Origin of the sequence: Streptococcus sp. 596553 (assembly GCF_900411395.1) — a bacterium.
Taxonomy (GTDB): domain Bacteria; phylum Bacillota; class Bacilli; order Lactobacillales; family Streptococcaceae; genus Streptococcus; species Streptococcus mitis_BA.
This window is the reverse complement of sequence record NZ_OXCQ01000015.1, coordinates 21,546-31,451: the sequence shown is the minus strand read 5'-3', so window position 1 is coordinate 31,451 and position 9,906 is coordinate 21,546. Positions and strand designations below refer to the sequence as shown.

Here is a 9,906-nt window from a genome sequence, read left to right as displayed (position 1 = left end):
CGTGCACTTTCAACTTCTCTTGTACTTCATCGATTTTGGAATTGCTATCTTTAGCGGTAGTCTGGACATCTTCAATCTGTTTCTTAACATCGGTTAGTTCCGAGACGATTTTATCTGTTTCTTCTTTTGTTTTCTTCGGCATTTTATAGCCCAACCAAGCCACGACGATTGGCGTCGCTGCTGATAGCACGTTCATGAAGAAATGTTCTGTTTGTTGTAAGACATCCATAAGCACCTCGCTAGTTCGCCAAGTGGCTCAAACCACGTCGCTTCAATTCCTTGCGCACACGGTCTTTCCAGCGTTTATGTACCCACGAAAAGTCAACTGCTCCACGTTCCAGTAGGTTGATGTACATATCGATTTTTGCTTGATCTAGTGTAATCTTACTCATTGCTGCTACCTCCATTGTCTTCACTAGGGCTCTCTTGGTTTGTCGTTTCAGAAATGTCATCTTCTTTCTCGCTTTCTTTCTTATCTTCTACCGCTGGGGTTGGTTGTGTAGGTGCTTCTGCTACTGGTTGTTCAGTAGTTGGCTGCGCTGGGGCTGGTTCATCAGCTTGGTTTTCTGTGTCCGTAACCTGAGGGGTGTCCTCCTCTGCCTCCTCTTTCTCCTCCTGGTCAGACTCTCCTTGAGCTTCCAGCTCTTCCAATCGTGCTAAGATATCCTCAATATCCTGAGCATTCTGGAGATTGACCTTCTGCATGCCATCCATGAGTTGGTTGGCTCTCTCCAGCGCTTCCGTCGTTTTAGCCCATTGTTCTTGGTTCTTGACAATGGCACTAGTCGGGTCAAGTTCGGTGCGAACCAATTCTAAAACCGCTTGGATAAGGGCGTCCTCACTATCCTGTGTATGGTCACCTAGCAATTCGCACTGCTCATAAGAATAGCGCCCCTTGTTTTCCATCTTGATGGCGACAACTGTTACATTTTCCCCACCTTTCAAGTAGGGCTTGATTGCAAGTTCATAGCTCATTTGTTAGCTCCTTTCATTTTTGCTTGCGTTTCGTCAAATAGTTCTTTGAGGGCTGGTTCATATTCCAGAACCGCCTTAAAGGCCTGCAATTCAGCCAAAGCCAGCGTATAGTGCGCTTCTAAATGCGCACAATTCAATTCACTTTCTCTCAAGCGGTTAGCGAGCGACTCAGCTACTAGCTTGTCGATTGTGTGATTATCCATGTGTGTTCTCCATTTCTTTGATTTTCTGGTCTAGTTCTTGGACAGCCTTCAGCAAGTAGGGGACGAATTTTGAATAGTTGATAGACAGATAAGATGTTACTTCATCTGTTTCAACTGCATGAGGGACTACCTCTTGTGCTTCCTGCGCAATCAAACCAATTTCTTCATGTTTCTGGCTCTCGATGAAATCAAATGCGACCATGTTCAGTTGGTTGATTTTATCCAAGGCTTTTACAGCTGTGTCCGTGATGTTCTCTTTCAAACGTCTATCTGAACTCGAAGTAATACCAGCATAGCCTCTCCATTTTGCTGTAGTGATTTGATTCCACCAGACGACGGCATTCTCTCCGCCAGCTGGATTTGACCCAGCACCATAAATATCTGCATTTCCTGTCCAGATACCTTTATTAGCATTAATCTTGCTGTAGAAATTAACGGTTGTAGAGCCAGAAAAGTCAACTTTACCATAGAAGCTAACTGTATTCTTACAATACATCTGTCCATCTGTGTCTACATGCCAAGAGTTCGGTCCTGCTTGGTTCCAGTTATCGCCCCAATTAGCCCAGAAAGCTGTCTTAGTACCATAACCAGCACCATTACCCATACCAACTGAGAATTGGTTTACTCCAGAAATCCAGCGACCGCCTCCATTATCAAACTGCCCTAAAGTGAAACCTCCAATTTCACCTTGGTAGGCTTGTAAGAAGGTTGAGCTAGATACAACAGATTCAATCTTGGTTGTGAAGATTTCCTTAGATGTCAGCTTGTCAATCAAGGCATCTCTAGCGGTCAGGTTCCGAATCAGGGCATCGTCTACGCTGATTTTATCGCCTGTGATGGCACCTGCTTGGATATGGTCAGCAGTGACAGAACCAGCAGCCATTTTTCTAGCTGTTACAGCACCATCTACCAACATATCCGACTGTACTCTAACCCGTGGAGCGATGATATCAACCCCTCTCGGACTTGCGGAAATGGTAGAGGCTAACTGCTCGCCCGTCAAGGTAGTTGAGCCGATGGTCACACCTTCAGGCGTCACTTGAACCCTCGCACTGTTAGCAGCGTCTCGCACTTCCTGCCTGATTTCTCTAGCCGTCTGAGCGATGGCGCTCTTGACATTCGTATCAAAGAACTGAGTCAGCGCCCCTTGATTGTTCTGCTGGATTTTGCCCCACAGGGTGCTGTTTGGGTCTCTCAATTCCAGTTCAATAGAACGCATATCCTTGAAGAGACCTGACAAGGTACGTTGCGTTACAGTAGGCTCCACGAAACTAGTAGGAAAATCCCCCTGCTCCAGCTGGATATCCGTCAGCACCGTGTCACCCACACAACCCATGTGGTGCAGTTTCAGCAGCTCATCTCGTGTCCGTGGCTGAAAGACCTTATAATACCGCCCGTTCTGCTCAAGAGCAGGCAAACGGACGTTTTGAATGGTTATGTCCATGTGTTACCTCATTCTGTCATATAAAACAATATCTTTATAATCATCTCTAAACCAGTTTCGTGTCAAATCAGATAAAGCTTGACGCTTGCTTGATTCATCTACTCCTGCATCTTCGTTTTGACCTAGTAAAAACATAAAAGATGGACTAGGTGTTGATAAATTATAAGCATATACCTTAACAAACTTTTCTTCTATTCTCAAATAGTAGTACCCTGATTTTAATCCTTCATATCGGTACAAGAATCGAGTACGGCAATCTAAAGCAGCTGACTGATAGTTAATATTTGATATAGTCAATGACAAAGCATTTACAATTCGAAATCTGTATTTTTTCCAGATTAGCTTATCTCCTATATATCTTTCAACAACTTCCTTACCACCTACATAAATTCCTTCTCTAGCCATACTACCTCCTATTGACTAAAAATATCGTAGATAGTATTACTATCCTTGTTAGGAATCGCATCATATTGAGACCTTGTACCAGACCAATATTTCATTGGTTGCCCACCATTCTGGTTGATGATGTTTTGACCGGGCGCTCCGTCACGTCCTCTAGCTCCTGCCGGTCCTGCTGGACCCGTTGCACCATTCGCCCCTCTTGCACCGTCACTAACATTGTCAAGCCGTGTGCTAGCAGCTGCTTTAATGCCGTTGTGCGTTACAACGATGTAGACCTCAAACCAACCTCCAGAACGCTGAGAAGCATTCCACTGGCCAAACTTTCCATTTGCATCAGGCGTTTGGCTCAGCAAACTTTGCCAGTTGTTATTCCCAAAACCTCTGTAGTAATAATCAACAGTATAGCCACTGGTTAACCGTGTTCCGTCATAGTAGACGTCCGCGATCAAATTCAACTGACTAGTCGCACCGTTTCTGTAACTTCCCTCGATACGAACATTCGCATTTAAGCTATGACCGTTATCGCCTCGCAACCCCTCTCTCTGCTGGGTTGTCAGGTTCTCGAACCGCATAACACCGTCCGCTCCTCGTGGTCCTGTTTCCCCACGTTCTCCACGGTCACCTTTTGGTCCTGTTAGATATTGAAGAACTGAAAATCGGTCACGGCCATTTCCGACCTTGACCTTGCCTGTATCGCTCTCGATACCTAACTCGCCATCAAGTAAGACCAGAGTGCTACTTGCCCAATCACTCGCTGACATGCGCTTGTGCTGTACCCTTACTGGGATTGTCTCCGTCATGTTCTACCTCCGTCAAAAATAAAAGTTGGACTCTCGCTCCAACTTCCCTCATATCTTGCATTTTGTCCATCAGCAACCGTCTTGTAGACTGGCGCTAGTTCAATCCGTCTTGTCTGATTATCAATCGTCACAGACTGCTCTACGTTCTGATACCAGTCCCCTGAGAAAGTCAGACGATAGGCACCGTAGTAGACCGCCAAGACCTGCTCCTCTTTCTGGGTCAGGTCTTTGTCAATCACTGGCATGACTGTATTTGCAGGCGCAAGATGAACGTGTCCACCATAAAACGGATTCTTATTGACTACAACAGTCACATCAGTTTTACCGTAAGGCGTGCAGGTTGCTGACCAGCTGATAACGTACTGCTTACCAAGTTCAAATCCCTCTCCATTGTGGCCGACTTCTACGAAATCCGTTCCATAACTGATTTTCTTGGCCGTGCCACCATTGAGGCGGTTCTTATTGTACTGGGTATTTCCGTCCCCACCAATCAGACTAGCATTGACCCTTGCAGTCTCGCTGACCTGTTCCAGTTTCTTACTTAATTCAGCGATTGAGTCAGCGCCACTCATCAACTCTTCACGGATTAGCTTCACTAACTCAGGACGCTCTTTTTCCATTTCTTCATGGATCTTGGCGCCCATTTCTTCGGCTTTAGCCTTGTACTGCTCAATAGCATCCGTGATGGCTTTCTCACGCTTGGCAAATTCAGCGTCAAACGCACGGTCAGCGTTGGCTATCGCACGCTCCAGCATGATGTCAAATTGTGTCTCTTGCTTGTCCAAGATTGCGTTTGCTACTGCTGATAATCCACCACCATTCCCTCCTGATTTCACTTTATCATCAAAGGTAATGGTTAGATAGGCTCCCTGTCCATTGTTTGCTAAACAGTCATACTCATAGGCAATTGCTTTCTTATAAACGTCCACATTATGCTTATAGCTTTTCAGATTAACCGTATCGCCCATGTGAACAGTTTGCCCATCAAGTTCATAGGCTTCAATTTTAATGGCATCTGTAGCCTTATCTATGTGTTCATTAGTAAATTTAGCGCTAGCCCACTTTGTCAACTCCTCAACGGTCTGAATGTTATTATTTGTATAACTTCTTTCGTTGATGTAAGGGTAGGCACCAATTAAGGGACTATCAACCGTTATGGCAATCGTTGTATCTTCCTTGGCACCCTCTGCCTTAAATGTAGACTTGGCGTGAATCCGAGTAACAACATTTTGTGAGTTTTTGGTTCGTTGATAGGATTTAAGGTTTTTGTGAGTAGAGATGATAACACCTCTGTCCTCTCCTCGATTTCGCTTAATTGAGATAGCAAAATTTTCCCGAACCATCTCTCCTTCCCATGTTCCCACAATTGAGTGAGCACCATCCATTAACACGCTGTAGAGTGTTTCTACTTCTTTCGTGTTGATGGTCCGCCTGTCCGTGATATCACTGGTAAATGAAAAATCATTAATAGGAGACTTAGCAACTTGTACCAATTGAGAAAGAGCCTGCCAACAACTCTGCTTATTAACAGACAGCGGATTGATAGACCGCTGCATGATGTCATCAGTGATGTGGTAAGCAGTGATTTCTAAATGATCATCATTCTCTACTGGCTTCTTGATACGGAACAACTGAGGCCCAATCACAGGAGCTGGTGCCTTTATCAACATATCTTCACGGAAAAGCTGATAAATCTCAGAGTCGGTGATAGGGTAGCGAACAGTAAGGGTAAAATCCCCGTTCATTTGCTCTTTGATGATAGCTGAAGTCGCTTCATGCAGTGGAATGCCATTCCATTTAACATTACGAGTATCGCTTTCAAGTAAATATAGCATTATGCCCACCCCCATACAGTTTCAATCGTCATGGAACTGATACCAGCACCTAAGACAATCCCAACATCTTGTTTTTTGATGGGGTCAATCGTGATAAAATCCCCTGTCCACTTAATTCTGGAACCTGTTCCGTCCAAGAAACTAGGATTGTTAGGGTTATTTACCATGATAGCTCTTCCAGACAGTCTTTCTAATCGGATGACCTGTCTGTCCACTGTGAAACTAACCTCAGTCGTACTCTGGCCAGTTATAGTAATTGTCGGAAAAGCCAAAGCAGAGCCTTTAGTTCTTAAAGTGCCACTTCTTGAAAAGGTCTGATTGTCCGTGGCTTTAAAAAACTTTGTAGGGTGACACTCAAATGTAACTTTAAGTGCATAATACCCTGCACGGCTTCTAATAGTCTCAGAAATCTTTACCTTGTAACACCACATCTTAGTAGTCTTGACACGTTCACTTTCAAGCCAAAAATTCTCTCTTGCAAAGAGAGCCAGAAAACGGTTCAAGTCCTCTTCTTTTGGTTTGACTAAGTGAAGCGTATAGGATTTCTCAACCATCCCTCTATGATGATTGGTTTGTAGGATTGCTCCGCTAATCCCATCATGCTCCCATAGTTTTGTCTTGCTATTGGCAATCACGATGGCTGGCGCTTCTTCTACAATCACATCAAAAGGAAAGGAGGAGGTTGCTACACCATCAATCACCAATTCATTATGTTTGATCATATAAGCCCTCCTCTAAGCTGTGTTTTTCGTTGCAGTTCATCCGCAATCTTTTGAGCGACAACGTCAGCAATACGGTTGATATCCATCTCTTCACTGATGTTATTTCCGCTAATGCTGACATTGATAACAGGAGACAGACCTCCCATAGTTTGAGCAATTCCACGACCGATAGCTCCCAAGGTTCTTTCGTTCAGTGGTAAGACAGCCTCGTTCCCAGCCTCTCCACCAACCATCAAACTATTTCCGTTTGAACCGAAAACAGTCGGCTTGGTCAAGATACCACCCTTGGCATACCACTCTACGCCAATACTCGGCAACCCGTTACTCAACCAGTCAACTGGGTTAAGAGAGCCTGAAATACTAAAGTGTGGTAGAGGGATATGAGGCCATCTAAATTCAAAGTTAAAGAATCCCTTAATAGCTTCAATTGCACTACCAACTAAATCCTTAGCCCCGTTAATAGCATTGCCAATTGTATCTTTAATACCGTTCCAAATGCTACTTGCGGTTGATTGAATACTATTCCAGATATTGCTAATCGTATCTCTTATACCGTTAAAGACACTTGAGACCGAACTTGAAATACCATCAAATATTCCTGAGAGAGTGGACTTGATGCCGTTCCAAACATTTGAAGCAACCGTTGAGATGGTGTTCCAGATGTTAGACAATAGCTGCGCTATGCCATTAAAGATAGTCCCAATGACACTTGCAATCCCATTCCAGATTGTTTCTCCAACACTCTTGATGGTTTCCCAAGCGCCCGACCAGTCACCAGTAATGATCTGCATCACTGCCTTGATAATACCCAAAACAACGTTGATGGCTGTTTCAACTACCGTTTTAATCACTTCCCAAACTGTAGACGTGATAGTCTGAATGGTGTTCCATCCTCCTTCTATAAGTGGACCTAGAACAGTCATAGCAGCGCTAATGATAGCGGAAATGCCAGTCCAGACTGCGTCTGTAATGGAACGAATCAGCTCTTGGTTTTCAGTCCACCAAGTTACAACCGTTCCAAAAATACTCATGATGAAATTTGAAATTTCACCTACAACAGTATTAATGACAGATGAAATAGCCTCCCACACAACTGTGACGGCGTTACGAAATCCTTCATTCGTTTCCCATAAGTATTTTAAAATGACAACGACCGCTGCCACTGCGGCCGCTATTGCAGCTGCTGTAGCAATGATTGGTAAGGCGGCGGCAATCATGCCTCCTATTGAAAGTCCAAGAGCTGTTGCGGCGGCCTGCATGGTCAAGAATATCGGTGCTAAAACTCCTACTGCGGTAACTACAGCTCCTATGATTACTATAAATTCTTTAATCGGACCAGGTAAAGTACCAAACCAATCTGCCACACCTTTTATGATGTCTCCTAAAGTTTGAAAAACAGGAATCAACATTTCCAAAAGAGGCTGACCTAATGCAGCCAAGGCATTAGTTCCAGATTGTTTTAGGTTTCCCATGACGTTTTCTAAGCCGTCAGATTCTCTTGCAGCTTGACCAAGTGCCCCAGAAAGTTCATTCCCGTCTTCAACCATTTGAAGCAAAGTTAATTGCTTTTGTGCTTCACTCAAATCCTTGAATGACTTGCCATATAGTTTGTTTGCTGCCGCATTACGAGTTGTTTCTGTTGCAGATATCCCCAAAGCCGCATCGTTGGCAAAATTTCCTTTAAGAAATGATTGAAGGCTCTCAGTAACACTTTCAATAGATTTGTCGTAAAAAGCAGCACCATCTGCCGCTGCCTTAGTTGCCCTAGTAGATAAATCTAAGGCTTGAGCTGTATCTAAACCAGATGTTTTTGCAAAGGAGGCCATTTGGGTGAAACTTCCTTGTAATCGTTCTGGTACAATAGACATTTCTTTCCCAATATTATTAAGAGCCTCTCTAGCTTGACCTTCCATATCCCCAAAAACTGTACTAAATTGGGCATTACTTGCTTGCATTGAAGCAGCAGCTTCAATAGCTTCTTTCCCAACGTCAACAAGTTTTTCTGAAATATCACCCAACTTCTCACTAAACTGTTGGAGTAGTTCAGCTCTTGCAGCTTTAGCTATCTCACCCAAGCTTTCTTGTGCGCTATCCGCTACAGACTTAGTCCCCTTCATCTCATCGTTGAGATTGTTAAAAGCAGTCTTGGCATTATTCAGCTCTGATTCCATCTTGTTAGCTTCGGCTGAGTTTTCACCATATTCTTTTTTAGTGATTTCTAACTGCTTTTCAAGGTTTTCAATTTGACGAGAGACAATTTCAGACTGTGCACCAATCTTCTTTTCAGCCAATGCCAACTTATCAGCTTCGCTAGCGTTGGCACCCATCTGGCTTTCCTGCAGTTTAAATGAACTGACAACTTTTTCAGATTCACTGGCAAGTAGTTTTTGCTCATTCTGCAATTCTTTCAGTTGGGTTTGGTTATTCTTGGTTGCATTCCCATTACCCTCAAGAGCTTGATTGACACTAGCTAGTTTTCCCTCATATCCTTTTAGGACATTTTGAGTCACTTCTACTTCACGCCGGAAAGCACGATACTGATCTGCGCCAATATCTCCTTTTTTGAACTGTTCTTCAACTTGAGATTGAGCTTGTCTTAAGGTTTCTAGTTTTTCCCGAGTGGTTCCAACTTGCTTCTGTAAGACTTCTTGTTTTTGGGTTAGTAAGGTAACATTCCCAGTATCAAACTTTAAAGCCTTATCAATCTGTTTCAGCTCTTTTGTTGCGTTAGCAGATTCTTGATTGACACCTTTTAACGCTTTTTGTAAGGGCTGGGTATCGCCATCAATTTCAATTTTTATCCCTTTGATATTTCCTGCCATATTTCCTCCTTTCCTTAAAAAATAAGGAGCGCTGAGAGGATTTCTATGACCAGAACACTAGTCAACTAAAGGAACTTGTCCTCACAATCGCTCTCTCAACACTCACTTTTTCTCTAAAATGCATCAAAATCAGCTTGGGTAGCCTTCCGACTACCCGTTTTATTTTCGCTACGCAAATTGACATAATCTGTCTGATAATCTAAAGCCATTCCAATAGAAATGTGCTTGAGATCATCGATAGATAAGCCAGTTTCCTTGCAACAAGATAGATAGGATTCTACCGTGAAGGCTTCTTCGCTTGCTGTTTCTGATGTGTCTGTTTCTTTTTTGTTTGCAGTACCGTATTCAACATTTCCATCATTAGCGGACAAACTTCGTCAAGAGGAAATTCTTCCATCTCCATAAAGAAATCATCAAACGGTTTAATTTTTGGATTGCCAGATTTAGCAAACACCCAAAATAGACGATAGAAAAAGGTAATGTCAAAATCTTCTAAAAGAGATAGATCTATGCTTTCCGCTACCAAATCATTACCTTTTTCCAATTGGTTCAATTGAGCTACCAATTGCTTATTTTTCAAAAGTCCTAAAAGGTCCTTGAAAAAATCCTGCCCAAACTCGTTCTTGTAAGCGATTGGAGTATAGGCATTTGTTGCAAGCTCATAACGCTTATTGCTGATTTTAATACTTCGACGCATTCTTTA

Annotated in this window: 10 protein-coding genes and 2 pseudogenes; all 12 read right to left on the bottom strand. The window is 43.3% G+C overall.

Features of this window, described 5'->3' with window-relative positions:
* The coding region (locus tag DSY56_RS10700) for a hypothetical protein (RefSeq protein ID WP_160109927.1) at positions 1-229 on the bottom strand (229 nt) is incomplete at its 3' end.
* 10 nt (positions 230-239) lie between these two features.
* A complete protein-coding gene (locus DSY56_RS12105) occupies positions 240-392 on the bottom strand; it encodes a hypothetical protein (RefSeq protein ID WP_000036642.1) in 153 nt (50 codons plus the stop codon).
* A complete protein-coding gene (locus DSY56_RS10695) occupies positions 385-975 on the bottom strand; it encodes a hypothetical protein (RefSeq protein ID WP_112445607.1) in 591 nt (196 codons plus the stop codon). Before DSY56_RS10695 ends, DSY56_RS12105 begins: the two co-directional genes overlap by 8 nt.
* Positions 972-1,178 carry a hypothetical protein gene (locus tag DSY56_RS10690; RefSeq protein WP_112445605.1) on the bottom strand — a complete coding sequence of 69 codons (207 nt, stop codon included), beginning with the start codon at positions 1,176-1,178 and terminating at the stop codon, positions 972-974. The genes DSY56_RS10695 and DSY56_RS10690 overlap by 4 nt, the downstream gene beginning before the upstream one ends.
* Positions 1,171-2,106, bottom strand: a pseudogene (locus DSY56_RS12530) (tail fiber domain-containing protein); the annotation flags it as partial. The pseudogene DSY56_RS12530 and the gene DSY56_RS10690, both read right to left, overlap by 8 nt.
* Positions 2,107-2,244: 138 nt before the next feature.
* Positions 2,245-2,622 (bottom strand): annotated as a pseudogene (locus DSY56_RS12525) (gp58-like family protein); the annotation flags it as partial.
* A 3-nt stretch (positions 2,623-2,625) separates the two neighbouring features.
* Complete coding sequence (locus DSY56_RS10680) at positions 2,626-3,027, bottom strand: hypothetical protein (protein ID WP_050365290.1); 402 nt, start codon at positions 3,025-3,027, stop codon at positions 2,626-2,628.
* Between the two features lie 8 nt (positions 3,028-3,035).
* Complete coding sequence (locus DSY56_RS12690; RefSeq protein WP_112445601.1) at positions 3,036-3,824, bottom strand: phage upper tail fiber protein; 789 nt, start codon at positions 3,822-3,824, stop codon at positions 3,036-3,038.
* A complete protein-coding gene (locus DSY56_RS10670) occupies positions 3,821-5,659 on the bottom strand; it encodes a phage tail spike protein (RefSeq protein WP_112445599.1) in 1,839 nt (612 codons plus the stop codon). Before DSY56_RS10670 ends, DSY56_RS12690 begins: the two co-directional genes overlap by 4 nt.
* Positions 5,659-6,381 carry a phage tail protein gene (locus tag DSY56_RS10665; RefSeq protein WP_112445596.1) on the bottom strand — a complete coding sequence of 241 codons (723 nt, stop codon included), beginning with the start codon at positions 6,379-6,381 and terminating at the stop codon, positions 5,659-5,661. The genes DSY56_RS10670 and DSY56_RS10665 overlap by 1 nt, the downstream gene beginning before the upstream one ends.
* Positions 6,378-9,203 (bottom strand): phage tail tape measure protein, encoded by a 2,826-nt coding sequence (locus tag DSY56_RS10660; protein ID WP_112445594.1) that lies wholly within the window; start codon positions 9,201-9,203, stop codon positions 6,378-6,380. The genes DSY56_RS10665 and DSY56_RS10660 overlap by 4 nt, the downstream gene beginning before the upstream one ends.
* Before the next feature lie 277 nt (positions 9,204-9,480).
* Entirely contained in the window at positions 9,481-9,900 is a 420-nt protein-coding gene (locus DSY56_RS10655; RefSeq protein ID WP_112445592.1) for a hypothetical protein, read from the bottom strand.
* Positions 9,901-9,906: the final 6 nt, after the last annotated feature.

Excerpts from the sequence above, each read along its gene's own strand:
- DSY56_RS10695 (WP_112445607.1), bottom strand. The coding sequence starts at position 975 with ATGAGCTATGAACTTGCAATCAAGCCCTACTTGAAAGGTGGGGAAAAT.
- DSY56_RS12690 (WP_112445601.1), bottom strand. The coding sequence starts at position 3,824 with ATGACGGAGACAATCCCAGTAAGGGTACAGCACAAGCGCATGTCAGCG.
- DSY56_RS10690 (WP_112445605.1), bottom strand. The coding sequence starts at position 1,178 with ATGGATAATCACACAATCGACAAGCTAGTAGCTGAGTCGCTCGCTAAC.
- DSY56_RS10660 (WP_112445594.1), bottom strand. The coding sequence starts at position 9,203 with ATGGCAGGAAATATCAAAGGGATAAAAATTGAAATTGATGGCGATACC.
- DSY56_RS10680 (WP_050365290.1), bottom strand. The coding sequence starts at position 3,027 with ATGGCTAGAGAAGGAATTTATGTAGGTGGTAAGGAAGTTGTTGAAAGA.
- DSY56_RS10665 (WP_112445596.1), bottom strand. The coding sequence starts at position 6,381 with ATGATCAAACATAATGAATTGGTGATTGATGGTGTAGCAACCTCCTCC.
- DSY56_RS10655 (WP_112445592.1), bottom strand. The coding sequence starts at position 9,900 with ATGCGTCGAAGTATTAAAATCAGCAATAAGCGTTATGAGCTTGCAACA.
- DSY56_RS12105 (WP_000036642.1), bottom strand. The coding sequence starts at position 392 with ATGAGTAAGATTACACTAGATCAAGCAAAAATCGATATGTACATCAAC.
- DSY56_RS10670 (WP_112445599.1), bottom strand. The coding sequence starts at position 5,659 with ATGCTATATTTACTTGAAAGCGATACTCGTAATGTTAAATGGAATGGC.